This is a genomic window from Allochromatium tepidum (genome assembly GCF_018409545.1).
In the GTDB taxonomy this organism is placed as follows: domain Bacteria; phylum Pseudomonadota; class Gammaproteobacteria; order Chromatiales; family Chromatiaceae; genus Thermochromatium; species Thermochromatium tepidum_A.
In genome coordinates, this window is sequence record NZ_AP024563.1 from 2,769,712 (window position 1) to 2,794,081 (window position 24,370).

A 24,370-nucleotide genomic window follows, 5' to 3' on the forward strand; every position below is an offset into this window, starting at 1 on the left:
GAGTTGCGATGAGCAGAGACGAACCAGTCCGGCCAAGTGCGCCCGAACCGGAAGAGAACCAGGATCGCGACCGGCGGCGTTATTTTCGTATCGAGGATCATATGGGGCTGCTGGTCGTTCCGGTCGGGCCGGCAGAGCAAGCTCGACTGATCGAGAGCCTGGAGAACCCAAGTTCGCGCGCGGGTCTGATGAACGATCTGCACGCCATCCGCGAACTCCATCTGCCCGAGCGCCGTGCGCTGGAATACAAGTTCCCGACCGTGGCGGCCTATGTCAAGGTGATCGAGAGCCAGATCGAGGCCCTGGCCCAAGCGATCGGCGATGGTGAGGGATTTCCGAACTCGCCCGACACGGATGCCTGTCTCAGCGCCCAGGGTGTCGGGTTCGACTGGCCGGAGGTTCTGGAGATCGACAGCTATGTCGATCTGCGTCTGACGCTCTTTCCCGATCGGGTGCATATTCGGGCGCTGGCACGGGTGGTGCGCTGTGACGCCGCCGACGACCGGGGCTATCGGGTCGCGGTCGACTTCACGCATCTGCGCGAGGCCGACCGCGAGGCCATCATCAAGCATGTCTACCGCTTGCAGCGGCTCCAGCTCCAGGCGCACGCCGAGGAGGCGTTCGAGGCGCGCTACCGGGCCACCTCGAAGAGCCTCAAAGACAAGCCCAGGGGCGGTTAGGTCGTCGCTCGATCGACCTTTTCGGCGGCAACGGTCTCCGAGGTCGCCGGGCGCATCCGGCCACGGATCAGCACGAAGAACAGCGGCACGAACAGCACACCGAGCATCGTGGCCGCGACCACACCGCCGAGCACACCTGTGCCGATGGCGTTTTGCCCACCGGAACCGGCGCCCGTACCGAGCGCCAGCGGCAGCACGCCGAAGCCGAAGGCCAGCGAGGTCATGACGATCGGCCGGATACGTATCCGTGCCGCTTCCAGTGCCGCGCTCAGGGCATCGCGTCCTTCTTCCTGAAGCGTCTTGGCGAACTCGACGATGAGGATGGCGTTCTTGGCCGAGAGTCCGATCGTCGCCAGCAGGCCGACCTGGAAATAGATGTCGCTCGGCAGCCCGCGTCCGAGCGCGGCGACCACCGCGCCGAGCACGCCGATCGGCACCACCAGCATGACGGCGAAGGGCACCGACCAGCTCTCGTAGAGCGCCGCGAGCGCCAGGAACACCACCAGCGCCGAGAGCGCATAGAGCGCCGGGGCCTGAGCACCGGCCGCACGCTCTTCATAGGAAATCCCGGTCCATTCCAGACCGATGCCGGGCGGCAGTGTCCGCGCCAGTTCCTCGACGGCGCGCATGGCCTCACCCGTGCTCAGACCGGGCGCGGCCTGACCCAGGACTTCGGCCGAAGGCAGACCGTTGTAGCGCTCCAGACGCGGCGAGCCATAGGTCCATTCACCCGTGGCGAAGGCCGAGAAGGGCACCATGTCGCCCTCGGCGTTGCGCACGTACCAGGCGTTCAGATCCTCCGGCAGCATCCGATAGGGCGCGTCGGCCTGGACATAGACCTTCTTCACCCGCCCCTCGTGGACGAAATCGTCGATATAGGCACTGCCCCAGGCCATCGAGAGCGTGCGGTTGATGTCGGCCAGCGACAGCCCGAAGGCGCCGGCCTTGGTGCGATCGACATCGACCTGATACTGCGCCTCGTCCTCGCGTCCGTTCGGGCGCACGGCGATGAAGCGCGGATCCTGCATCGCCAGGCCGAGGAACTGACCGCGCGCGGCGGCCAGCACCTCGCGTCCGACGCCGCCCTTGTCCTGCAACTGCACGTCCCAGCCCGAGGCCGTGCCCAGCTCGATGACCGCCGGCGGCGGGAAGGCGAACACGCGCGCGTCGCGGATGCGCGAGAAGGCCATCATGGCGCGCCCGGCCACCGCCTTGACGTGCAGATCGGGCCGCCGGCGCTCCGACCAGTCACGGAGCTTGACGAAGCCGATGGCCATGTTCTGCCCCTGACCGGCGAAGCTGAAACCCGAGACCGTGATGAGCTCCGCGACGGCTTCCTTCTCGTTCTCCAGGAAGTGTTTCTCGACCTGCTTGAGCACCTCTTGGGTACGTTCGAGCGTCGCCCCCGAGGGCAGGGTGGCCTGCATGATCAGGATGCCCTGATCCTCGTCCGGCAGGAACGACGTGCTCATGCGTTCGTGCAGCACGATCAGCACGCCGACCAGCCCCAGATAGACCGCCAGGAAGATCCGGCGCCGACGGGCGATGCCGGCCACGCTCTTGCCGTAGAGTCCGACACTGCGCTCGAAATTGCGGTTGAACCAGCCGAAGAAGCCGCGTCGCGGTCCATGCGGCATGGGCTTGAGCAGCGAAGCGACCAGCGCCGGACTGAGCGTGAGCGCCACCACCACCGACAGCAGCATGGCCGAGACGATGGTGATCGAGAACTGCCGATAGATGACCCCGGTCGAGCCGCCGAAGAAGGCCATGGGCACGAACACCGCCGACAGCACCAGGGCGATGCCGACGAGCGCGCTGGTGATCTGATCCATGGACTTGCGCGTGGCTTCCTTGGGCGGCAATCCATCCTCGTGCATCACGCGTTCGACGTTCTCGACCACCACGATGGCGTCGTCGACCAGCAGACCGATCGCCAACACCATGGCGAACAGCGTCAGGGTGTTGATGGTGAAGCCGAAGGCCGCGAGGATGCCGAAGGTGCCGAGCAGCACCACGGGCACGGCGATGGTCGGAATGAGCGTGGCGCGGAAGTTCTGCAGGAACAGATACATCACCACGAACACCAGGATCACCGCCTCGAAGATGGTCTTGACCACCTCGCCGATGGAGATACGCACGAAGGGCGTGGTGTCATAGGGGAAGACCGCCTCCATGCCGGGCGGGAAGAAGGCCGAGAGTTCGGCGATCTTGGCCTTGACCGCATCCGCCGTCTGCAACGCATTGGCGCCCGTGGCCAGCCGGATCGCCATGCCCGCCGCCGGACTGCCGTTGTGACGCGCCATCTTGCCGTAGCTCTCGCTGCCCAGTTCGATGCGCGCCACGTCACGCAGATGCACGGTCGAGCCGTCGGCCTGGGTGCGCAAGCGGATGGCGCCGAACTCCTCGGGCGTGTTGAGCCGGCTCTGGACGTTGACCGTGACGTTGAGCTGTTGGCCGGCCGGTGACGGGATGGCACCGAGCTGACCCGCCGAAACCTGGGCGTTCTCGGCCTCGATCGCGGCGACCACGTCCGGCGGCGTCAGACCGTACTGGTTGAGCTTGTTGGGATCGAGCCAGACGCGCATGGCGTACTGGGCTTCGAATAGCGTGATCTCGCCGACGCCGGGGACACGGCTGATCGGATCCTTGACCAGACTGGCGGCATAGTCGCCCAGATCGGCGTTGGTCAGTCTGCCGTCACGCGAGACGAAGGCCACCACCAGCAGGAAGTTGCGCACGGATTTCGCGACCTGGATGCCCTGACGCACCACCGCATCGGGCAGGAGCGCGTTGGCCAGCTGCAGCTTGTTCTGCACCTGCATCTGGGCCACGTCGGGATCGACGCCGTTCTCGAAGGTGAGCGTGATGGTCGAGAGTCCGTTCGACTCACTGGTCGAGGACATGTAGCGCAGACCGTCGAGACCGTTCATCTGCTGCTCGATGACCTGAGTCACCGAGTCCTCGACCGTCTTGGCCGAGGCGCCGGGATAGGTCGAGGTGATCGCAATCGCCGGCGGCGCGATGCTCGGATACTGCGAGACCGGCAGGATGCGGATCGACAGCAACCCGGCCAGCATGATGACGATGGCGATGACCCAGGCGAAGACGGGTCGGTCGATGAAGAAACGGGCCATGGTGGGGTGCTCGGTGGTCGGTTAGTGAGTCGTGCCGGGACCGGGCGCCGAAGCGCCGGTGACAACCGGCTGATCGTCGAGCACCACGGGCCGGGCCTTGTCGCCTGGGCGCACCTTCTGCAGACCGTCGATGATCAGCCGTTCGCCTGGAGCCAGTCCGTCATCGACCAGCCAGTCGCTGCCCAGGGTGCGGTCGGTCGCGAGCATCCGCTGTTCGACCACGCCCTCGGCGTTCAGCACCAGCGCATAAGGCCGACCACGCCGGTCACGCTGCACACCGCGCTGGGGCGCGAGGATCGCCTCGGGTCGCGTGCCCTCCTCCACCCTGGCGCGCACGAACATGCCCGGCAGCAGGACGTGATCGGGATTGGGGAAGGTGGCGCGCAGCGTGACCGCGCCCGTGCCCGGATCGACGCTGACCTCGGAGAACTCCAGCCGTCCGGCGAGCGGATAGTCGCTGCCGTCCTCCAGCAACAGGGTCACGCGCGGCTGATCGCCGTCCGGACGCTTCAGACGCCCGTCCTCCAGGGCACGACGCAGACGCAGCAGTTGCGCGCTCGACTGGGTGAGATCGACATAGATGGGATCGAGCTGCTGGATGGTCGCCAGGGCCGGCTCCTGATTGGCCGTCACCAGTGCGCCCTGGGTGACGACCGAGCGTCCGATGCGTCCGCCGATCGGCGCCGTCACGCGCGTGTATTCGAGATCGATGCGGGCGCGCGCCAGCTGAGCCTCGTCGACCGCAACGCCGGCGGCGGCCTCCTTGAGCGCGGCCTCGGCGTCGTCGAAGTCCTCCTGACTGACGGCCTTGGCCTTGAGCAGATCGGCATAGCGTTCGGCCTTGAGCCGGGCGCGTTCGAAGGTCGCGCGCGAGCGATTGAGTGCGGCCTGAGCGCTGTCGTAGGTCGACTGATAGACCGCCGGGTCGATCTGATAGAGCACCTGACCCGAACGGATCAACGTGCCTTCTTTGAACAGCCGCTCCTTGATGATGCCGCCGACCTGGGGCCGCACCTCGGCGACCCGGTAGGACGCGGTGCGTCCGGGAAGCTCGGTGGTCAGGGCCGCTTCGCGCGCCTGGAGCGTGATGACCCCGACTTCGGGCGGCGGTCCGCCCGGACCGCCGGGTCCGCCGGGTCCGCCCGGTCCCCCGCCCGACGGTGCCGAGCGCTCACAGCCGACGACGGAGAGTGCCGCGACGAGCACGCAAAGCCAGGCACCGGCCTGAGGCCGAGGGATCAGAGGGTTCATGGGCAACCTCAAGAGAGCACTAGGATTGTATAGAACGCTCGTTCTAGAATGAGCGTTCAATCTAGACATTCGAGGCCGTGGCGTCAAGTGCGAATGCGGGCCTCCACATCAAGCACGAGGAGCGATCCCTCCATGACCCTGTCGACCCGATCCGACCAAGACCAGACGCGCGCCCAGACGCGCCGGAGCCAGATCCTGGACGCCGCCGCCGTCTGTTTCGCGCGCGAGGGCTTCCACGGCACCAGCATCGCCGCACTCTCCAGGGCGGCCGGGATGAGTTCGGGGCACATCTATCATTTCTTCGAGAACAAGGAGGCCATCATCGAGGCCCTAGTCGAGCGCCGGCTGGAGCAGTCACTGGAGATGGTGAGCCAGTTCGAAAACGCCGAAGACGTCTTTCAGGCGCTGATCGATCGCGTCGACCTCGGCCTGAACGAAAAGACGGATCTGGACAACGCCGCCCTGGAGTTGGAGATCCTGGCCGAGGCGGCACGCAATCCCAGGGTCGCGGCCAGCGTGCGCGAGGCCGACCGCATCAAGCGCGAACGGCTGATCGGCGTACTGGGTCGCGCGCGCCAAGCGCTCGGGCGGGAGCCTGAAACCCCGGACGCCGACGCCGTGACCGAGATCCTGATGGCCCTGTTCGATGGACTCGCGGCACGGGTCATCAACCATCCCGAACTCGACCGGACCGCGCTGGCGCCGCTGATCCGCATCGCGCTGCGGACCTTCATCGAGGGCGAGTAGACCTGATCCGGTTCAGCGACGCCGGATGTGCACCGAAGTTCAGAGCTGGAAGCGTATGGCGCGTTCTCTCAGGTCGCCGGCCAATTCCTCCAGGCCCCGGCCGGCCTGTTCGAGTTCGGCCATGTTCTCGCTTGCGTCTCTGGTTCCGCCGCTGATCGAGAGGATGCCGCGACTGATCTCGATCGCGACCGCCGTCTGTTCCTCGGCGGCGCCGGCGATCTGTGACATGGTCTCCGAGATCCCATCGACGGCCGAGGTGATCGCCCCGAGCGCCTCGCCGGCCTTGCTCGCCGTGGCCATGGAGTCGTTGGCCCCCTGTCGGCTGCGGTTCATCTCATCGGCGGCCTGTTGTGCGCTGTGTTGCAGACGCTTGACCATGCCCTCGATCTCCTGGGCCGACGTCTGGGTGCGCTGCGCCACCTCGCGCACCTGGGCCAGATTGCCCGACATCTCGCCGGTCGCCGAGGACAGGGTCATGGCCGATCCTGTAATCCGCTCGACCAGCGCACGCAACTCGGCGACCATGCGATCGAAGTCGCGCGCGATGGCGCCGATCTCGTTCGGGACATCAAGATCCGTGCCGGCGGTGAGGTTGGAGATAGCTCGACCGGCGCGTGCGGATGCGCTCCCGGGCCTGACGAATTCCGTTCAGGGCCAAGCCGGTCAGCACCATGGCGATGCTGGGAACCAGGGCCGGGAGGATCAGCTTAATGCTGATGTTGGCGCGTTCGATGACTCTCATCCCTACTCTTCATGGGTGTCGGTGTCTGTCATGTCACCGGCGATCGAGGCGAGTGGCCCGGATCCGGGGACATGGCGAAACCACGCCCGATCGACCGATCGGCTTCGATTTCAATCGTTCCAGTAAAAGGATTGCTCGACGGCGCCCGTCGCCGGTATCTCGATATCGCGCGTCTGGATCCGGCCGGCGTTGTCGACGCGCAGGACATAGCGTCCCGGCGCCAGACTGGCATAGAACCAGGGGCCTTGAGAGACGGCTTCGAGCAAGGTCGGGCCGGCGGCATCGTCGATGCGCACCCGCACATCGGCCAGATAGGAGCCGGAACCGGCGACGGCGAAGAGCAGGCGCAGATTGAACCTGGATTTGACCTCCTGCATCTCGGTGCGCTCCGAGACGCCGATGCCGCCGCTGATGTAGGGCACACCGCTGGCTACATCGGTTGCTGGCGCCGGTGCGGGCACCGGAACCGGGGCCGGCTGGACCTGGACGGGCGCCGCCGGCTCAGGGGGCAGGATGGCCCCGCCCGGCAGGACGGTCCCAGGCGGCAGCAACATGCCTTCCTGCAGCACCGTGCCCTGTGGGAGCCGGACCGCCGCCGGCGGTTGCTCGCCCGCGGGCGCAATGGCCCACTCGGTCCTCAGCCCCTGTTCGACCGGTGCGGGCGGCGCCGATCCGTACTGAGCCGGGGCAACGCCCATCGGCAGGGTCAGAGCCAGCAACAGACCAAATCCTGGGGTCTTGTCGATTCGTGTCATGAGGTACCTCAGGTCTTCAATTTCGATGATTCCAAACCGTGCAGGGAGGATAGTGTATTTTTTTCAGTCCGTCCCCGAAGCACGCCCGCTCCAGCGGCTCGGGAACTGACTCTCGATGACTCCCGAACGGTGCAGGATGGCGATGCCGAGCACATGACCCCGATAGCTCGCGATGACCTGCCCCGGTGGATTGGCGGCCAGTTGCTCGGGTGTGGGTGCGAAGGTCTCGCGGCGCAGATAGGCATCGCGCTGCTCACGGCTGAGTTCCAACCGGAAGCGCGTCACGTCCGGGCCGATGAGCAGCGCCCCGCTGGTGGTGGGCTTGGGCGGGCGGACGTTGGTGCGATGGAAGAAGATCCCGCGCCCTTCGGCCGGCGGCACGGCGGGCGGTGCGTGATCGGCGGCCATCAGATGCAGACCGCGTTTGGTCTGGCGATTGATGCGGTAGCGGCTCCAGTAGTCATCCGGCAGTCCGTATTTGGACAGGAGTCCGTCGAGCCATTCGTCGTGCTCGCTCTCGGCGAGGGTGGCGAGTTCCGGCTCGGGTTCGGCTGGGAGGTTGGCGTCCTTCTCCAGCAGCGCGATGAAGAAGCCGCCGGTGTCGTTGCGGTGGGGCCAGAGACGTCGGCACCGCGCCAGCTCGGGCGGCAGCGTGCGGCCCAGCCATTCGGTTACGCCGAGCGCGGTGTCGAAGCCGGGGATGTCGATGGTCCGTAGCCGGATCTTGCCGTCGAACTCGGCCAGGATGTCGGCCACCACCAGTTCGTTTTCCTCGGGCGCGAAGGTGCAGGTCGAATAGAGGATCAGACCGCCCGGACGGCAGCGCTGCACGGCCTTGCGCAGCAGGGCGCGCTGGCGCGGTCCGAGCCGTTCGGAGCCGGCCGGATCGTGCCGCTGCAACAGGGACGGATTGCGCCGGATGGTACCCTCGCTGGAACAGGGCGCATCGAGCAGGATGCGGTCGAACTGACCGCCGGCGGTCGGCCAGTTGCTCGCGTCGCTCTGGGTCGTGGTCACGTTGAGCACGCCGAGCCGATCCAGATTGCCCTGGAGCGCCTTGATGCGGCCATAGGAGATGTCGTTGGCGACGACCGTGCCCCGGTTGTCGAGCGCAAAGGCGATCTGGGCGGTCTTGCCGCCGGGTGCGGCGCACATGTCGAGCACACGCTGACCGGGTTCGAGGTCCATGAGCGTCACCGGCAGTTGCGAGACGGCCTCCTGCGCATGGGCCAGACCCACGCAGTACCACCATTGCTGACCGGCTCGGAAGTCGGGCGGCAGGTTCAGGGCGTTGGGCAGTCCCTGGATCGGTTGCGGCGACAGTCCCTGTTCGACGAGCAGCTCGGTCAGCGCCTCGACCGAGATCCGCGCCGGATTGGCCCAGAGCGCGACCGGCAGCGGACGGCCGAGCGCCTCGGCGAAGGCGTCCCAGTCGTCGACCAGATCGCGATAGCGTGCGAGCCAGGAATCGGCGATCTGATCCGGCGTGGGGAGCGAGGCCGCGCTGACGCGGGCGGTACGTTGGTTCATTATTGAGTGTGGCCCTTTCTATGATCCTTGGTCGACCTCGCGCGCGGCCAGCAATCGCCCGGCGAATTCGGCAAACAGGTTGCGGATACTGGTGGCCGGTGAGAGCGAACGCGACACGGGTTGATTGGTCGGCGTCAGCTCCAGGGCGGCGGCGCTATAGAGTCGTCGTTCGACCAAACGCTCGCAGAGAATCTGGTAGCGACGCGCATAGGAGGCGTCCCGGAACTCGGAAAAGACGGGGAAGTGCGGTTCTCGGCATCCAACGGGTCGCTGCGATTCGGCGCAGTCCTCCAGCAACATCAGCCAAGCGAGAAAGGGTGGGCGTGGGTCGGCTTGGTAGCTGGGATTCAACAGGGCTGGAGCTTCGTCGCGCACGCCGTCGGTTGTTTGATCTCTGCGCGCTCCATAGGCGCCGAAATGGTGGGCGACCCAGAAGTCAGCCGCCGAGCCGATCGCCTCCTCGCTCCGGTTGTTCAGGTTATTCCCGAAGGATCCGACCTGGGATTTGAACTCGAACACCGCCAACAGACGCTGCCGATGGATGACCACGGTATCCCAGTCCTTGGTCGCGCGGAAAAACCCAGGTAACACGACGCTTGCGCGGCGTTGGTGGACACAGTTCTCGGGATACCCGCAATGCTCGACCACGGCCGTGACGAGATCGATGAAGCCGTCCATGTTACGGCCCGCAACGACCTTGTCGCGTGAGCCGCCCTGGCTCCCGGTCGCGGCATGGACGTTACGACTCGACCAAAACGCACCAATAGCCTGACTGACAAGGATGTCGAAATTCTCCGGCAGCAAAGGACTCATGTCGATTTGATCCTGTTTTTGGCCGTGACCTGCGCGTCGAGTGCCGTCGCGCTGACATATTCCGCTTCGCGTCCATCGAGTCCATAGAGCCGAAACACCGGCTCATCGACGGCATCCCGACGGCGTTCGAGCGCCACGGCGGCCAGCTCCGCGCGTAGCGCCTCCGACACCTCCGACCAGCGCGGCAGCCGAATGCGCCTGAGGTATTGCGCCTGGAACCGCAGAAAGCCTCCGGCCATGCGGGTGCAATAGGTTGCGACCATCGCTACGGCCACCGATGAGCGCAGCACCGACTGGAGCGCGCGCGGTTCCCACTCGGACGTGGTGATGTAGTAGAGATTGTGGTGGGGGTAGAAACGCCCCTCGTCGAACACGACCGTCGCCTCACCCTTGATGTCCGGAATGAGCAGCTTCGGCCGGCCGACCAGACTCGGGTCGATGCGGTCGATGGTGCGATACCAGGACGCCGGGTTGCGCTTGGCGACATGCCGCCCCGCAACGGCTTCTCGATGTCGCTGGAGATAGACCACCAACTGCGGATGTTCGTCGAGATCGACCAGCCGACCATCAGGTCGAAATGGATTGATCACCCCTTTACCGTGCCACTGGATCTCGCCGGCCACCAGATCCCGAGCCATGACCAGCGGCAGCTTGCAGGCCGACTCGACCGGCAGGCTCGCATAGTCGGCGATGAAGACGCGATCGCAACCCGTGGCTACGCCGATGCCGACCTTGCAACCGGCCTCTTCCAGCGTCGGATAGGTGTGTTCGAGCCGGCGGATCAGATCCAGATGCGCTCCGCCGTCGAGCAGCCAGGGCGCGTCCTGTTGCACGCCGCCGAGCCGTACCTCGGCGACCAGGGCCGCGTCCAGCGTTTCGGCGCGCAAAGCTGTGACCAGAGGCGGCAGTTGCTCGACCCGGCTCAGGACATCCGGCTTGATGAGGCGTGTCATGCCAGGGATGCCCGCGCCATCCTGGACAGCCTCCTGACCACTGTGAGGCGAGACACGCGGGCGCTCGATGAGCGTGATCGCCGGATAGGCGATGACCTCCGAATGGAAGGCGTCGATGCCGTCGAGATCGATGAAGTGTGTGAGTACGAAGTCCCGCGCGATCTTCTCGCGCAACGGACCACCGTATTTGTTCTTCAGCCAGCGGTTGGCGCAGACGAACCCGAGTCGTCCCCCCGGTGCCAGCAGATCCAGGGCGCGTTCGAAGAAGGGGACATAGAGATCGGCCCGATCGTAGAGGGTGCGAAAACGCCGCCGATATTCGCGTAGCAAGGCTTCTGGGATGCGTTCCTGGCGCACGTATGGCGGATTGCCGACCACGTAATCGAATTCGCCATCCAGATGACAGAGCAGGAAGTCGTCGCGGATCAGCCAGCTTCGGCACAGCTCGCCGGCATCGCGTTCGGAGAGTCCGGCGGCGATCAACCGAGCCGTGACAGCCTGGGCGGTCTCATCATGGCTGGCGACATGCAGCTCGACGGCACGAATGGCGTCGCGCAGTTCATGCACGGCCTCGCTCGCTCCCCCGCCGGCGTGGTCATAGGCGGCAAGCAGACGGTCGACAGCAACGAGCAGAAAGTCGCCCCGCCCGCACGCCGGCTCGAGGAGACGTTGACGATACAGCGGACGATCGAGCGTGTAGCCGGCCAGATCCAGGATGGCGTTCACGACCTCCTTGCGGGTGAAGACGGCGCCGCGTTCGGTCTCACCCTGTGCCATGAGAGACAGGGCCGTCGTGACCTGCGGATGGCGGGCGGTGGGTCCAAGGATGTCGAAAAGCTGGCTCATCGAAAACAAGAGGATCGATCACAGGGGCAAGATGAGAAATGCTGAGCTTATACGGCACGTTCGCCATTCCCTGAAACATCGAGCCTGTCTATTTGTCCGCTTTGGCCTGACGCCGCCGGTCGAGCCGCTGGACGAACTCGGCGATCAAGCGCACGTAGAGCGCATCGCCCAGCACCCGATCCTCGACCCCGGCGTCCAGACTGGGATTGTCGTTGACCTCGATCACGACCGGACCAGTGGGCGTCTCCTTGAGATCCACGCCATAGAGTCCGTCCCCGATCAGATCCGCCGCCTTGAGCGCGGTGCGCACGACCGCCGGCGGAACGTCCTCGATGGCGAACGTCTCATAACCGCCCTCGACATGACGCCCGTCGCTCTCATGCTTGACGATCTGCCAGTGATCGCGGCTCATCAGATACTTGCAGGCATAGAAGGGTTTGCGCCCGAGGATGCCGATGCGCCAATCGAAGGGGGTATAGAGATATTCCTGCGCCAGGATCAGATCGGACTCCTTGAACAGCCGGGCAGCGATACGGGTCAGACTCGCCCGGTCCTCGGCCTTGTGGACGCCGCGCGAGAAGGAACCCTCGGGGATCTTGAGCACCACCGGATAGCCGATCCGCTCCTCGGCCTCCAGCAGATTCTCCTTGCGCAGCACCAGCGTCTTGGGCCGGGGGATGCGGTGCGCGGCCAGGAGCTCGTCCAGATAGACCTTGTTGGTGCAGCGCAGGATGGAGTCCGGATCGTCGATGACGACCATGCCCTCGCTGTCGGCCTTCTTGGCGAAGCGGAAGGTATGGTGCCCGATGCGGGTGGTCTCGCGGATGAAGAGCGCATCGTACTCGGCGAGCCGGCTGTAGTCCTTGCGCTGGATGAGTTCGACGTTGACGCCCCGGCTCTTGCCGGCCTTGACGAAGCGGGCGAGCGCCTTGGGATCGGAAGGCGGCAGATCCTCATCCGGATCGTAGAGGATGGCCAGATCGTAGCGATAGGACAGGCGCGCACGCGGCTGACGCCAGCGCTTGGACAGATAGCCCTCGAGCGCCGTGAACAGCGGACTCTCGGCCTCGTTGGCCACGGCCATGATCGGCAGCGCCTTGATCGCACCGATACGCCAAGTGCCGTGCAACCGGAACTCGACCTTGAGGATCGGGCAACGGAAGGTCTCGAAGATCAAGCGCGCCAGCGGCTGCAACTCCTTGACGTCGCACTGACCGAAGCAGATCGTCAGCTCATAGGCCGTCGGGACGAGCGCACTGGTCTTACGCCGCCCGAGTAGACGTTGCGCCAGGGTGTTGAGCTCCTCGGTCGCCAGGTCGTAGAGCTCGCGGCTGGACAGCTCCTGGATGGTGCGCACCGTCGGAATGACCTTGTGACCGCGCGCCTCGGCCAGCAACGAGCAGTAATAGCCGAGCGAGAGATAGCGATAACTGCGGCAGAGATTGATGACGCGCAGATCGCGTTTCGACGCCAGCTCGCCGCCGGCCAGATAGTCGCGCGCCGTGACCACCGGCAGACGCGGAAAACCGGGCTTCCAGTCGCCCGGCTGTTCGACCAACAACAGATGTTCAGCCATGTGGATCGGGTTCGGTTATTGATCGGAGACGAGCACGACGGCTTGCAGCCCGACCCGGCCATAGCGGGCCATGCGGGTGAATTCGTCGCGCCGGATCGGCATGTCGATGGAGTCGATGGTGGTCTCGCCGTTGGCGGTGTCGACATAGGGATCGTGGACGTAGACGAAATGCTCGTCGAAGCCGGTGATCACGACCCAGTGTGGAAACTTCTCGCCATAGATGCGATAGGAGCTGATGAGCACCAGGGGCACGGCGCCGGCATCCCAGCGCTGCTGGATATCCTGGATGCCGAGCGTTTGGTAGTGGATCGGGATGCCGCACTGTTCGGCCTCGGCGAGCATGTCCTCGTGGACCAGACGCATGACTTCCTTCTTCTCGGGACTGCGTACCGAGTCGACCAGCAGTACGCCGGTGTCGTTGACATAGACCTCGACGGCGAAGTTCCGGCGCTGGGCCGCCAGCGCCAGCCCGAGCGGACCACAGCCGCCGTGCCCCGAGGTCATGAAGATGGTGGTCGACTCGCGCCAGATGCGCAATTCCAGGGTGCGGTTGAGCTCCAGACTCGGGCGCAGTGCCTGCATGGCCATCATCAGCGACGAGGGGCCGCAGGTGAAGTCCAGGGTCTGCTCGTAGAAGGGCACGCGCTTGAGCTCGGGCTTGAGGCCGGGTGCCATCGCCTTCTCGTAGCGCAGCGCCTCCATGTGGTCTTCGTAATAGTCCGAGAGCACGCCAAAGCGTCGATAGCCCGCGCGCTCGAACAGCCGTTGCGAGGCCAGGTTGTCGCGCCGGATCTCCAGACGCATATAGGCGCGTTCCTGCTCCCAGGTCGCCTGCTCGGCGGCGGCCACCAGGGCGCGACCGATCCCGCGTCCGCGCGCCGGCTCGCTGATGGCGATCGAATAGAGCCGGGCGACCGAGGTGGCGCGGCTGAAGAGCACCAGCACATAGCCCAGCAGCTCGCCGTCGGCCTCCGCCACCAGGGTACTCGCCCGTCCGCGCGTGAGCAGATAGCGAAACTGGCGCCGGCTGATGCGGTCGCCGTCGAAACAGGCGTTCTCCAGACGCAGCAGGGCGCTCAGATCACTGAGGACGGCGGGACGGATGGCGAAGGGCCGGCTGTCGGATGGCGTTGACACGAGGGGCGCGCTTGGGTGATTTCCATTGCGGCTTGCAGAGGCGACAATCTACAGTGCCGCCTGAAAAACGCAAGATCGCTGCATCCATCGCCGCCAACACCCGTAGAGCTTCAAGACCATGACCACACAGGCCCCACCACTCAAGACCATGCTCGAAGGGTTGATCGGCACGCTCTCGGTGAGCAGCGTCACGCCCGCTTTCGATCACAGCAACGAGCCGCTGGTCACGCTGCTGGCCGGCTGGCTGGAGAGCGCCGGATTCCGCGCCGAGATCCTGCCGGTCCCCGGACATCCGGGCAAGTTCAACCTGCTCGGCACGCTCGGCTCCGGCCCCGGCGGTCTGGTGCTGTCGGGCCACACGGATACCGTCCCCTTCGACGCCCCGCTCTGGACCCATGATCCGCTCAAGCTGACCGAGGCCGACGGGCGCTATTACGGGCTGGGCACTTCGGACATGAAGTCGTTCTTCGCGCTGGCACTGGAGGCGGCACGCTCCTTCCGCGCGGCGGATCTCAAGTGCCCGCTGATGATCCTGGCCACCGCCGACGAGGAATCGGCCATGCACGGCGCGCGCGCCCTAGCCGAAGCGGGACGCCCGCTCGGACGTCATGCCGTCATCGGAGAGCCGACCAATCTGCGGCCGGTGCGTTTGCACAAGGGGGTGATGGGGGAGGCGGTACGGCTGATCGGGCGCAGCGGTCATGCCAGCGATCCGAACCTGGGCAACAATGCGCTCGATGGGATGCACGAGGTCATGTCGGCACTCATGGCCTGGCGCGCCGAATTGCAGCAGGCGCATCGGCATCCGGCCTTCCCGGTCCCCTACCCCACCGTCAACCTGGGCCACATCCACGCCGGCGACAATCCCAACCGCATCTGCGGCGAGTGCGATCTGCATCTGGATCTACGTGTCCTGCCCGGCATGGACCCGGCGGATCTGCGTGCTGCGCTGGCGGAGCGCGTCGCCGAGGTCGGCCGGAGGCGCGGACTCCAGTGGTCGGTCGAGCCGCTGTTCACACCGATTCCGCCCGCCGAGACACCCGCGACGGCCGCCATCGTGCGTGCCTGCGAGTCGCTCACCGGACACACGGCCGAGGCGGTCAGCTTCGGCACCGAGATGCCGTTCCTGAACCGGCTCGGGATGGAAACCCTGATCCTGGGACCGGGCGACATCGCCCAGGCCCATCAGCCCGATGAGTTCCTGGCACTCGATCGCATCCCGCCGACGCTGGAGCTACTGCGTGCCCTCATCCGGCGTTTCTGTGTCGAGGGCGAGGCCGCAGTAGACTGAACCGCGCGCTCAGGAAGTCGTCAGTAGCGACTCCAGAGCCGTCACCAGGGCGGCGTTCTCCTCGGGCGTGCCGACCGTGAAGCGCAGGCAGTCGGCCAATAGCGGATGCGTGCCGTCGAGATTCTTGATCAGGATACCGGCCTGCTTGAGTCCATCGAAGAGCGCACCGGCACGTCCTTCGGGAACGCGCGTGAGGATGAAATTGGCCTCGCTCGGATAGGGATGCAGTCCGGGGATCCGGTGCAGCGCGTCCTGGAGCCGGGTGCGTTCGGCGCGGATGGTCCGCGTCTGCTCGTCGAACACGGCTTTGTGCTTCAACGCGAAGGCCGCTGAGACCTGGGTCAGCACATTGACGTTGTAGGGCAACCGGACCTTGTCGATCTCGGCCAGCCAGTCGGGCGGGCCGACCAGATACCCGAGCCTCAGCCCGGCCAGCCCCATCTTGGAGACGGTGCGCATCACCAGCAGATTGTCCCAGTCGCCGACCAGCCCCATGAAGCTCGAATCGGTGAAGGGTGCATAAGCCTCGTCGACGATGACCAAACCGGGCGCGGCTTCGATAATGCGCACCATGTCGTCGGCATCGAAACGGTTGCCGGTCGGATTGTTGGGATAGGCCAGATAGACCAGCGCCGGCTGCTCGCGCTCGATGGCCTCCAGCACCGCCGGCAGGTCGATCGAAAAATCCTCGGCCTGGAGCGGCACCCCGACATAGTCCATACCGGCGAACAGGCCGATCATCCGGTACATGACGAAGCCCGGATCGACCGAGAGGATCTTGCGTCCAGGCGCGGCGACCGTGAGCGCCAGCATCTGGATCAGCTCATCGGAGCCGTTGCCGAGCAAGAGTCCCATGTCCTCCGGGATCTCCATCGCCTCGCGCAAGGCCGCCTGGAGCGCGTGTCCCTTCGGATCCGGATAGCGGTTGAGTTCCAGCCCGCGCAACGTCTCCAGCCAGTCGGCCTGGAGCGCTTCCGGCCAGGTGTAGGGATTCTCCATGGCATCCAGTTTGATCAGTCCGGCCGACTCTGGGACGTGATAGGCCCTGAGCGCGCGGATCTCGGGGCGGACCAGGGACTCGATGCGTGCGTTCATGCCTCGAAGTCTCCGCGATACTCGGCCGAACGGGCGTGAGCCGTCAGCCCCTCGCCGCGCGCCAGCACCGAGGCGGTCCGGGCCAGTCGCGCCGAGCCTTCGGCTGAGGCCATGATCAGGCTGGAGCGTTTCTGGAAGTCATAGACCCCGAGCGGCGAGGAAAAGCGCGCCGTGCGTGAGGTCGGCAGGACGTGATTGGGGCCGGCGCAGTAGTCGCCGAACGCCTCGGCGGTATAGCGCCCCATGAAGATGGCCCCGGCATGACGGATACGCCCGACGATCGATTCGGGATCGGCGACCGAGAGTTCCAGATGCTCGGGCGCAATGTGGTTGGCGACCGCGATGGCGTCGTCCAGGTCGCGCGCCAGGATCAGCGCCCCGCGTGCGCGCAAGGCCGCTTCGATGATGGGCGCACGCTCCATGGTCGGCAGTAGCCGGTCGATGCTCGCCGCCACCCGATCGAGGAACCCGGCGTCCCAGCTCACCAGGATCGATTGGGCATCCTCGTCGTGCTCGGCCTGCGAGAATAGATCCATGGCGATCCAGTCCGGATCCGTCCGGCCGTCGCAGATCACCAGGATCTCGGACGGACCGGCGACCATGTCGATCCCGACCTGACCGAAGACGGCGCGCTTGGCGGTGGCGACATAGATGTTACCCGGCCCCACGATCTTGTCGACGCCCGGAATGGTCTCGGTTCCATAGGCGAGCGCAGCCACCGCCTGCGCCCCGCCGACGGCAAAGGCCCGGTCGACACCCGCGACATGCGCCGCCGCCAGCACCAGCTCGTTCAACTCACCGTCCGGTGTCGGCACCACCATGATCAGCTCGGCCACACCCGCGACCTTGGCCGGAATGGCATTCATCAACACCGAGGACGGATAGGCCGCCTTGCCGCCGGGGACATAGAGTCCGGCACGATCCAGCGGCGTGACCTGCTGACCGAGCAGGGTGCCGTCCGGATCGCGATAACTCCAGCCGGCGAGCTTCTGATGCTCGGCATAGGCGCGGATGCGTTCGGCAGCGGCCTCGAGCGCCTGACGCTGCTCGACCGGAATGGCGTTCCAGGCCTGTTCCAGACGCGCGCGCGGCAGCTCCAGATCGGCGGGCGTCGCCGGCGTCCAGCGATCGAAGCGCGTGGTGTATTCGAGCAACGCGGCATCACCCCGCGCGCGCACCTCACGAATGATCTCGGCGACGATCTGCTGGACCCGATCATCGGAGACCGACTCCCAGGCCAGCCGCCCATCGAGACGGCGGTCGAAATCTGAGTCCGAAGTGGAGAGACGTTGGATATCGGTCACGGCGGTATGATCCTAAACTCGGTAAAGAATGCTTGGGACGCGAATGATGCGGTTCGCCAGCTCACCGCATCCTACGACAGACCAATGAATTGCGCGGAAATCGTCCGGCATCCGGATCAAGACCCGCGTTTGGCCACGGCCTCGCGCAACGATTCCAGGAGCGTGGTCAAGGCTTCGTGCTTCATCTTCCAGGACGCCTTGTTGACCACCAGACGCGAGCTGATGTCGGCGATGTGTTCCAACGGCACCAGACCATTAGCCTTGAGCGTGTTGCCGCTCTCGACCAGATCGACGATGAGATCGGCCAGTCCGACCAGTGGGGCCAGCTCCATCGAGCCATAGAGCTTGATGATCTCGACCTGCCGGCCCTTGGCGGCGAAATAGCGTTCCGCTGAACGGACATACTTGGTGGCGATACGCAGGCGGCGCGTGCCGGGCTCGGGCGTCTCGGGCCGACCGGCGACCATCAGACGACAGCGGGCGATCCCCAGATCCAGAGGTTCGTAGAGTCCTTCCCCGCCGTGCTCCAGCAGTACGTCCTTGCCGGCCACGCCCAGATCGGCCGCGCCGTACTGGACATAGGTCGGCACGTCGCCGGCGCGGATGATGACGAACTTCACCATCGGGTTGGAGGTTTCCAGGATCAGCTTGCGGCTGGTCTCCGGGTCGTCCAGCGGCTCGATCCCGGCATGGGCCAGCAGCGGCAGTGTCTGATCGAAGATGCGGCCCTTGGAGAGCGCGATGGTCAATGGGACAGTGAGATTCATGGCGATAGGATCCTGTCAGCCCCGGCGATGCGCCGGATGTCGGCGCCCAGGGTCGAGAGTTTGGTCTCCATAGTCTCATAGCCGCGATCCAGGTGATAGATGCGGTCGACCAGGGTCTCGCCGCGCGCGACCAGTCCGGCCAGCACCAGTCCGGCCGAGGCGCGCAGGTCGGTGGCCATCACAGGCGCGGCGGTCAGGCGCTCGACGCCGTGACAGACGACGACATGCCCGTCGATGCGGATGTCGGCCCCCATGCGCTGGAGTTCCGGCACATGCATGAAGCGGTTCTCGAAGATGGTCTCGGCGACCGTACCCACGCCCTCGGCGATGGCGTTGAGCGCACAGAACTGGGCCTGCATGTCGGTCGGGAAGGCCGGATGCGGCGCGGTGTGGATGTCGACCGAACGCGGGCGTCGACCGCCCATGTCGAGTTCGATCCAGTCGGCGCCGGTCGTCACCTCGGCGCCGGCCTCGCGCAGTTTCTGGACCACGGCATCCAGACAGTCGGGACGGGTGTCCGTGACCCGCACCCGACCGCCGGTCATGGCCGCGCCGACCAGGAAGGTGCCGGTCTCGATGCGGTCGGGCATGACCCGGTAGTCGCCGCCGCCGAGCCGTTCGACGCCCCGGATGCGGATGAGATCCGTGCCCGCCCCCTCGATGCGCGCGCCGAGCGCGTTGAGGAACTCGGCCAGATCCACGACCTCCGGCTCGCGCGCCGCGTTCTCGATCAGCGTCTCGCCCTCGGCCAGGGCGGCGGCCATCATCAGGTTCTCAGTACCCGTGACCGAGACCAGTTCCATGACGATGCGCGCCCCGTGCAACCGCCGGGCGCGGGCGCGGATATAGCCGCCCTCGACCGTCACCTCGGCCCCCATGGCGCGCAGTCCGTCGATGTGCAGATTGACCGGACGCGCACCGATGGCGCAGCCGCCCGGCAGCGAGACGTCGGCCCGGCCATAGCGCGCCACCAGAGGTCCGAGCACCAGGATCGAGGCGCGCATGGTCTTCACCAGCTCATAGGGCGCGACGAAGCTGGTCAGCTCGGCAGGCTCGACGCGGATACCGTCGGTCGCGTCCTGGGTCAGACGCGCACCCATGCGCCCCAACAGATCGAGCGTGGTGCGGATATCGCGCAGACGCGGCACATTGGTCAGGTTCACCGGACCATCGGCCAGCAAGGTGGCGGCCAGGATGGGCAGTGCCGCGTTCTTGGCGCCGGAGGCGCGCACCTCGCCCTGCAAGGGGGTGCCGCCGGTGATGAGGAGTTTGTCCATTGGGGAGAATCGCGTTCGAGAGGGCTGTCGGCGCGTCGGCGCCCTGGAATTGTCAGCCGTGGTTCAGGGGGCGAATCCGTTGGCCGGCGGCAACAGATCGTTCAGATTCGAGACCGCCGCGAGTCGTCGGAGCGAGTCGGTCAGATGAGCATAGCTCAGGCTCAGCCCACGGGCGCGGGCCATCTCCAGCCACTCCAGCAGGAGCGCCAACCCGGCGCTGTTGGCCCGTTCGACCCCAGCGAGATCGATCACCAGCGACGTCCGGCCGCGTGTCGCCGCCGTGCGCAGCAACGCCTCGCCCTCGACGGCGAGCCGAGCGACGGTATCGAAGTCGAGCACGCCGACGAGCGTCCAGCGGTCGGGTTCGGGCGCGGTCAGACGGGCGGGCGGATTCACTCCTGACCCTTGCGGTTCATCTCGCCGAGCCGGGCGATGAGTCCGTCGATCCCATTCTGACGGATCTCGGTGGCGAAGCTGCTGCGATAGTTGCCGACCAGACTGGCGTTGTTGATGACCACGTCATAGACCTTCCAGCCGCTGCCGGCATTGTGCATGCGGTAGTCGACCAGGATGGGCGCCGAACCGGACTCACGCACCTCGGTCGAGACCGTCACCATCGTCGGGCGATTACCGGGCTTGACCGGCAGATAGCGGATCTCCTGTCCCGAATAGCTCAGGAGCGAACGCGCATAGGTGCGGATGAGCACCTGCCTGAAGCCATCGACCAGCTGACGTTGTTGAGCCGGAGTGGCCTGACGCCAGTACTGACCGACCGCACCCTGGGTGATGCGCTCGAAGTCGAAATGCGGCAGGACGATGGTCTCGACCAGCCCATAGATCAGCGCCGGGTTGCGCTCGATCTCGGCGCGACGCGACTCGAGCGTGTCGAGCATCCGCTCGGCGGTACGCTGGACCAGCGCCGTGGCCTCGTCCTGGGCGGCCGGGAGTGAGCCGCTCCAGACCAGCAGTGCCGGCACCAGGAGGAACACTAGGAAATGAAGTCGTCGAAGAAGCATCAGCCGCTCTCACCTGCTTTCTTGAAAAGGAATTGTCCGATCATCTGTTCGAGCACCAGGGCCGACTGGGTGTTGACGATCTCGTCGCCGGCGCGCAGGTGCTCGGGGCTGCCGCCCGGCTCCAGACCGATGTACTGCTCGCCGAGCAGACCGGACGTGAAGATGTTGGCGAAGGTATCGTCCGGGATCGAGTCGATCGCCGCGTCGATCCGCATCGACACCACCGCCTCGTAGGTGTCCTTGTCGAAGCGCACCGACTCGACGCGCCCGATGCGCACCCCGGCCATGGTCACGGGTGCGCGCACCTTGAGACTGCCGACATTGGCAAAGCGCGCCTGGAGCAGATAGCCCTCGCCGGCCGTGTTCAGGCTGAGATTGCTCACCTGCACGGCCAGGAAGAAGAGCGCGACCAGCCCCAGGGCCACGAAGGTTCCGACCATCAGTTCGACATTGCGTCGTTTCGCCATCGTCTCAATCTCCGAACATCAGCGCCGTCAATACGAAATCCAGCCCCAGCACCACCAGGGCCGAGTGCACCACCGCGCGGGTGGTCGAGCGGCTCACGCCCTCAGAGGTCGGAACCGTGTCATAGCCCTGGAAGAGCGCGATCCAGGTCACGACCACGCCGAAGGCCAGACTCTTGATCACGCCGTTGACCAGATCCTCATCGAAGTCGATCTTGGCCTGCATCTGGCTCCAGTAGGCGCCCTCGTCGACCCCGAGCAGGCCCACACCGACGAAATAGCCGCCCAGTACGCCGACGGCGCTGAAGATGGCCGCGAGCAAGGGCATCGACAGAACGCCGCCGACGAATCGCGGGACCAGGATGCGCCGCACCGGATCGACCGCCATCATCTCCAGACCCGAGAGTTGCTCGGTCGCCTTCATCAGCCCGATCTCGGCGGTGAGCGCCGAGCCGGCACGTCCGGCCACCAGCAGGGCCGTGACCACGGGGCCGAGTTCGCGCACCAGCGAGGCGGCGACCATGACGCCAAGACTCTGGGCGGCACCGAACTGCGAGAGCACATAATACCCCTGCAACCCCAGCACCATGCCGACGAACAGCCCCGAGACGCCCACGATCAGGAGCGACAGCACGCCGATGTTGAACATCTGCTCCCAGAGCAGACGCGGACGGCGCAGCACCTCGCCCAGACCGAGCAGGATCGCCAAGAGCAGCAGATGGCCGCGCCCGAGCCGTTCCAGGGCGTCGAGCACGCCGCGACCGAGTCGCGCCAGCGGATCGAGCATCAGCGCGCCCTCCCGGTCAGCAGATCCTCGGCCAGTTCGGGGGCCGGGTAGTGGAAATGCACAGGCCCGTCCGGCAGACCGTCCATGAACTGACGCACCCACTCGGAGCGATCGGCCGCCAGTGCGTCCGGCGTGCCCTGGGCGACCACTCGACCCTCGAAGATCACATAGAGATAGTCGGCGATGCTCGCCGTCTCGCGCACGTCGTGCGAGACCAGGATGCTGGTCAGGCCAGAGGCGTCGTTGAGCTGGCGGATGAGCGCCGTCAGCATCCCCATCGAGATCGGATCCTGACCGGTGAAGGGCTCGTCGTAGAGGATCATCATGGGATCGAGCGCGATCGCCCGCGCCAGGGCCACCCGACGCGCCATGCCCCCGGACAGCTCGCTCGGCATCAGGTCGCGCGCTCCGCGCAACCCCACGGCCTCCAGCTTGAGCAGCACCAGCTTGCGTACCATCGAGGCGCTCAGATCGGTGTGCTCACGCAGGGGATAGGCGACATTGTCGAAGACACTCAGATCGGTCAGGAGCGCACCCGACTGGAAGAGCATCCCCATACGCCGACGCAGCCGGTAGAGTTCGGCCCTGTCGAGCCGGGTCACGTCCCGGCCGTCGACGCGGATGGTTCCGGCGTCCGGGTGTAGTTGCCCGGTGATGAGCTTGAGCAGGGTGGTCTTGCCGGTCCCGCTCGGCCCCATCACGGCCGTCACAGTTCCGCGCCGGATGTCGAGATCTAGATCCTCGAAGATGACCCGCTCGCCACGGCGAAAGCACAGACCACGGATCTCGACGAGCACCTCCGGGCGCGCGTCGAGCCCATCGCTCGCCACGTCAAGGCGCTCCAATACGCCATCCGACTCAAGCCCTTGTTCCGTCATGGTCTCTAGCGTTTCGATCGAAACGGGTAATTTTCATCTCCACGGATGTGTGGCGTCAAGCCATGCCGACGACCGGCGGCCCCTTTCGGCCGTGTCGACCGGCCGGCCGCCTGAGGTCAACGCCTTGCAGGATTTGCCGATATCGCCGCCAATCCTGTTAATCTTGCCCCTGTCATCGATCCTGGCCCGCTCAAGGACGTGTGATCGATGCTCGCACCCTAGCCCCAATCCCATCGAACCCGGCCGGATACAGCTCGCCATGACTGAACGACGACGACTCGGTACACCGCCGGCTGTGCTCTCACCCGAGCAAGCCGATCAGATCAAGCGCCTCGGGCGTGCCGTGATCGAGACCGAGGCCAAGGCCGTGGCGGCACTCGCCGAACGGATCGACGACGCCTTCGTCGTCGCCTGCGCCCACATGCTCGCCTGCGACGGGCGCATCGTGGTGCTCGGCATGGGCAAATCCGGCCACATCGGCGGCAAGATCGCCGCCACCCTGGCCAGCACCGGCAGTCCGGCCTTCTTCGTCCATCCCGGCGAGGCCAGCCACGGCGATCTGGGCATGATCACCCCGCGTGACGTGGTGCTGGCCATCTCCAACTCGGGCGAGACCGATGAACTGCTGACCATCCTGCCCATCATCAAGCGGCTCGGCGTGCCCCTGGTCGTCATGACCGGACGGCGCGAGTCCACGCTGGCGCGCGAGGCCGATGTCCATCTCGACATCAGCGTCGCCACGGAGGCCTGTCCGCTCGGCCTGGCGCCGACCTCCAGCACCACGGCGGCCCTGGCGATGGGCGATGCCCTGGCCATCGCGCTGCTCGAAAGCCGCGGCTTCACCGCCGAGGACTTCGCCCGCTCGCATCCGGCCGGCCGTCTCGGAAGACGCCTGCTGCTGCACGTCGACGACGTGATGCACCGGGGCGAGCGCCTGCCCTGGGTGGCACTCGGCACCTCGCTGCTCGATACGCTGGAAGAGATCTCACGCAAGGGGCTGGGCATGAGCGCCGTGGTGAACCCGGACGGCACCCTGGCCGGCGTCTTCACCGACGGCGACCTGCGCCGCGCGCTCGATCGCGGCATCGACGTCCATCACACAGCGATCGATACGGTCATGACGCGCCAATGCGCCACCATCCAGTCGGGCGCGCTGGCCGTCGAGGCGGTGCGGCTCATGGAGTCGCGCGCCATCAACGGCCTGTTGGTCGTCGACGCGCGAGGACGCCTGATCGGGGCGCTCAACATGCACGACCTGCTGCGCGCCGGGGTCGTCTGAGCCGCCGCCCGCCGCCTTGATCGTATTGACCACATGAAGCGAAAAGGC

The 24,370-nt window shown here is 66.0% G+C and carries 23 protein-coding genes; 4 read left to right on the plus strand and 19 right to left on the minus strand.

What is annotated here, in order from left to right; all coding sequences use genetic code 11:
- Positions 1 to 8: 8 nt before the first annotated feature.
- Positions 9 to 680: a PilZ domain-containing protein gene (locus tag Atep_RS13310; RefSeq protein ID WP_213378954.1), complete on the plus strand. Its 672-nt coding sequence runs from the start codon at positions 9 to 11 to the stop codon at positions 678 to 680.
- Here the strand turns inward: Atep_RS13310 and Atep_RS13315 are convergent.
- Together Atep_RS13315 and Atep_RS13320 are read right to left on the minus strand one after the other, a co-directional pair.
- Entirely contained in the window at positions 677 to 3,814 is a 3,138-nt protein-coding gene (locus tag Atep_RS13315; RefSeq protein ID WP_213378955.1) for an efflux RND transporter permease subunit, read from the minus strand. The genes Atep_RS13310 and Atep_RS13315 overlap by 4 nt on opposite strands.
- 21 nt (positions 3,815 to 3,835) lie before the next feature.
- Complete coding sequence (locus Atep_RS13320; protein ID WP_213378956.1) at positions 3,836 to 5,065, minus strand: efflux RND transporter periplasmic adaptor subunit; 1,230 nt, start codon at positions 5,063 to 5,065, stop codon at positions 3,836 to 3,838.
- 132 nt (positions 5,066 to 5,197) lie between these two features.
- Between Atep_RS13320 and Atep_RS13325 the strand changes: the two genes are divergently transcribed.
- Positions 5,198 to 5,812, plus strand: coding sequence for a TetR/AcrR family transcriptional regulator (locus Atep_RS13325; protein ID WP_213378957.1), 615 nt, complete (start codon positions 5,198 to 5,200; stop codon positions 5,810 to 5,812).
- Positions 5,813 to 5,851: 39 nt separating this feature from the next.
- Here Atep_RS13325 and Atep_RS13330 read toward each other — a convergent pair whose 3' ends face one another.
- The 8 genes from Atep_RS13330 to Atep_RS13365 all read right to left on the minus strand — a co-directional run bounded on the left by Atep_RS13330 (position 5,852) and on the right by Atep_RS13365 (position 14,164).
- A complete protein-coding gene (locus Atep_RS13330) occupies positions 5,852 to 6,337 on the minus strand; it encodes a methyl-accepting chemotaxis protein (protein ID WP_213378958.1) in 486 nt (161 codons plus the stop codon).
- Between the two features lie 43 nt (positions 6,338 to 6,380).
- Positions 6,381 to 6,554, minus strand: a complete 174-nt coding sequence (locus tag Atep_RS13335; protein ID WP_213378959.1) for a hypothetical protein — start codon at positions 6,552 to 6,554, stop codon at positions 6,381 to 6,383.
- A 110-nt stretch (positions 6,555 to 6,664) separates the two neighbouring features.
- On the minus strand, positions 6,665 to 7,309 hold the full coding sequence (locus Atep_RS13340; protein ID WP_213378960.1) for a carboxypeptidase regulatory-like domain-containing protein: 645 nt from the start codon (positions 7,307 to 7,309) through the stop codon (positions 6,665 to 6,667).
- A 63-nt stretch (positions 7,310 to 7,372) separates the two neighbouring features.
- Complete coding sequence (locus tag Atep_RS13345) at positions 7,373 to 8,839, minus strand: RsmB/NOP family class I SAM-dependent RNA methyltransferase (protein WP_213378961.1); 1,467 nt, start codon at positions 8,837 to 8,839, stop codon at positions 7,373 to 7,375.
- Positions 8,840 to 8,857: 18 nt separating this feature from the next.
- The gene (locus Atep_RS13350; protein WP_213378962.1) at positions 8,858 to 9,652 is read right to left on the minus strand and encodes a PaeR7I family type II restriction endonuclease; all 795 of its coding nucleotides are present in this window, start codon (positions 9,650 to 9,652) and stop codon (positions 8,858 to 8,860) included.
- The gene (locus Atep_RS13355) at positions 9,649 to 11,451 is read right to left on the minus strand and encodes an Eco57I restriction-modification methylase domain-containing protein (RefSeq protein WP_213378963.1); all 1,803 of its coding nucleotides are present in this window, start codon (positions 11,449 to 11,451) and stop codon (positions 9,649 to 9,651) included. The genes Atep_RS13350 and Atep_RS13355 overlap by 4 nt, the downstream gene beginning before the upstream one ends.
- Positions 11,452 to 11,539: 88 nt before the next feature.
- Positions 11,540 to 13,027: a RimK family protein gene (locus tag Atep_RS13360; protein WP_213378964.1), complete on the minus strand. Its 1,488-nt coding sequence runs from the start codon at positions 13,025 to 13,027 to the stop codon at positions 11,540 to 11,542.
- Positions 13,028 to 13,042: 15 nt separating this feature from the next.
- Entirely contained in the window at positions 13,043 to 14,164 is a 1,122-nt protein-coding gene (locus Atep_RS13365) for a GNAT family N-acetyltransferase/peptidase C39 family protein (protein ID WP_236786219.1), read from the minus strand.
- A gap of 118 nt (positions 14,165 to 14,282) precedes the next feature.
- On the opposite strand from Atep_RS13365, the gene argE reads away from it, so the two are divergent.
- Positions 14,283 to 15,455, plus strand: coding sequence for an acetylornithine deacetylase (gene argE / locus Atep_RS13370; protein ID WP_213378965.1), 1,173 nt, complete (start codon positions 14,283 to 14,285; stop codon positions 15,453 to 15,455).
- 9 nt (positions 15,456 to 15,464) lie between these two features.
- Here argE and hisC read toward each other — a convergent pair whose 3' ends face one another.
- The 9 genes from hisC to Atep_RS13415 form a co-directional block, all read right to left on the minus strand.
- A complete protein-coding gene (gene hisC / locus Atep_RS13375) occupies positions 15,465 to 16,550 on the minus strand; it encodes a histidinol-phosphate transaminase (protein ID WP_213378966.1) in 1,086 nt (361 codons plus the stop codon).
- Positions 16,547 to 17,854: a histidinol dehydrogenase gene (gene hisD / locus Atep_RS13380; protein ID WP_213378967.1), complete on the minus strand. Its 1,308-nt coding sequence runs from the start codon at positions 17,852 to 17,854 to the stop codon at positions 16,547 to 16,549. Before hisD ends, hisC begins: the two co-directional genes overlap by 4 nt.
- 116 nt (positions 17,855 to 17,970) lie before the next feature.
- Complete coding sequence (gene hisG, locus Atep_RS13385) at positions 17,971 to 18,621, minus strand: ATP phosphoribosyltransferase (RefSeq protein ID WP_213378968.1); 651 nt, start codon at positions 18,619 to 18,621, stop codon at positions 17,971 to 17,973.
- Positions 18,618 to 19,898, minus strand: coding sequence for a UDP-N-acetylglucosamine 1-carboxyvinyltransferase (murA, locus tag Atep_RS13390; protein ID WP_213378969.1), 1,281 nt, complete (start codon positions 19,896 to 19,898; stop codon positions 18,618 to 18,620). The genes hisG and murA overlap by 4 nt, the downstream gene beginning before the upstream one ends.
- Before the next feature lie 63 nt (positions 19,899 to 19,961).
- On the minus strand, positions 19,962 to 20,294 hold the full coding sequence (locus Atep_RS13395) for an STAS domain-containing protein (protein WP_213378970.1): 333 nt from the start codon (positions 20,292 to 20,294) through the stop codon (positions 19,962 to 19,964).
- Complete coding sequence (locus Atep_RS13400; RefSeq protein WP_213378971.1) at positions 20,291 to 20,914, minus strand: MlaC/ttg2D family ABC transporter substrate-binding protein; 624 nt, start codon at positions 20,912 to 20,914, stop codon at positions 20,291 to 20,293. Before Atep_RS13400 ends, Atep_RS13395 begins: the two co-directional genes overlap by 4 nt.
- Positions 20,914 to 21,381, minus strand: a complete 468-nt coding sequence (mlaD, locus tag Atep_RS13405; RefSeq protein WP_213378972.1) for an outer membrane lipid asymmetry maintenance protein MlaD — start codon at positions 21,379 to 21,381, stop codon at positions 20,914 to 20,916. The genes Atep_RS13400 and mlaD overlap by 1 nt, the downstream gene beginning before the upstream one ends.
- Before the next feature lie 4 nt (positions 21,382 to 21,385).
- Positions 21,386 to 22,165 carry a lipid asymmetry maintenance ABC transporter permease subunit MlaE gene (gene mlaE, locus Atep_RS13410; RefSeq protein ID WP_213378973.1) on the minus strand — a complete coding sequence of 260 codons (780 nt, stop codon included), beginning with the start codon at positions 22,163 to 22,165 and terminating at the stop codon, positions 21,386 to 21,388.
- Positions 22,165 to 23,043 (minus strand): ABC transporter ATP-binding protein, encoded by an 879-nt coding sequence (locus Atep_RS13415; protein WP_236786221.1) that lies wholly within the window; start codon positions 23,041 to 23,043, stop codon positions 22,165 to 22,167. The genes mlaE and Atep_RS13415 overlap by 1 nt, the downstream gene beginning before the upstream one ends.
- A gap of 259 nt (positions 23,044 to 23,302) precedes the next feature.
- Here Atep_RS13415 and Atep_RS13420 point away from each other — a divergent pair, with 259 nt between their 5' ends.
- Complete coding sequence (locus Atep_RS13420; RefSeq protein WP_213378974.1) at positions 23,303 to 24,322, plus strand: KpsF/GutQ family sugar-phosphate isomerase; 1,020 nt, start codon at positions 23,303 to 23,305, stop codon at positions 24,320 to 24,322.
- Positions 24,323 to 24,370 lie beyond the last annotated feature (48 nt).